At 67.9% G+C, this 626-nt stretch carries 1 protein-coding gene; it reads right to left on the bottom strand.

The genetic code is table 11. The annotated features are described in order from the left end of the window. Positions 1 to 626, bottom strand: a 626-nt coding sequence (locus tag VQ02_RS33750) for an efflux RND transporter permease subunit (RefSeq protein WP_048448649.1), incomplete at both ends; no start/stop codon positions are given.

Here is a 626-nt window from a genome sequence, read left to right as displayed (position 1 = left end):
CGATCTCGGCCACGTCCGAGAGGCGGAAGAAGCGGTCGTTGACCCGCAGGTTGATCGCCTTGAGGCTGTTCTCGTCGGTGAACTGGCCCCCGACCCGCACCGAGACCCGCTCCGGCCCGGCCTGGATCACGCCCGAGGGCGCCACCGCGTTCTGCGCCTGCAGGGTCCGGATCAGCGACTGCGCGTCGACGCCGAGCCCGGCGAGCTTGCGGGTCGAGAAGTCGAGGGAGATCACCTCGTCCTGGGCGCCGAGGATCTGGGTCTTGCCGATGCTCGGCACCTTGATGATCCGGGTGCGGACCGTCTCGACGTAGTCCCGCAGCTGGCGCATCGACAGCCCGTCGGCGGTGAAGGCGTAGACGTTGCCGTAGACGTCGCCGAACTCGTCGTTGAAGAACGGGCCCTGCATGCCCTGAGGGAAGGTGCCCTTGATGTCGCCCAGCCGCTTGCGGACCTGGTAGAACAGCCACGGGATCGTCTGCGGCGGGGTGGTGTCGCGCAGGTTCACGAACACCGTCGCCTGGCCGGGCGTGGTGTAGCTGCGGGTGTAGTCCACCGCGCTGATCTGCTGCAGCTCCTTCTCGATCCGGTCGGTGACCTGGTCGAGGGTGTCGCTGATCGTGGCG

It is taken from the genome of Methylobacterium variabile (assembly GCF_001043975.1).
GTDB lineage: Bacteria > Pseudomonadota > Alphaproteobacteria > Rhizobiales > Beijerinckiaceae > Methylobacterium > Methylobacterium variabile.
The sequence above is the reverse complement of the archived record's forward strand: the minus strand, read 5'-3'. Positions and strand labels throughout refer to the sequence as shown.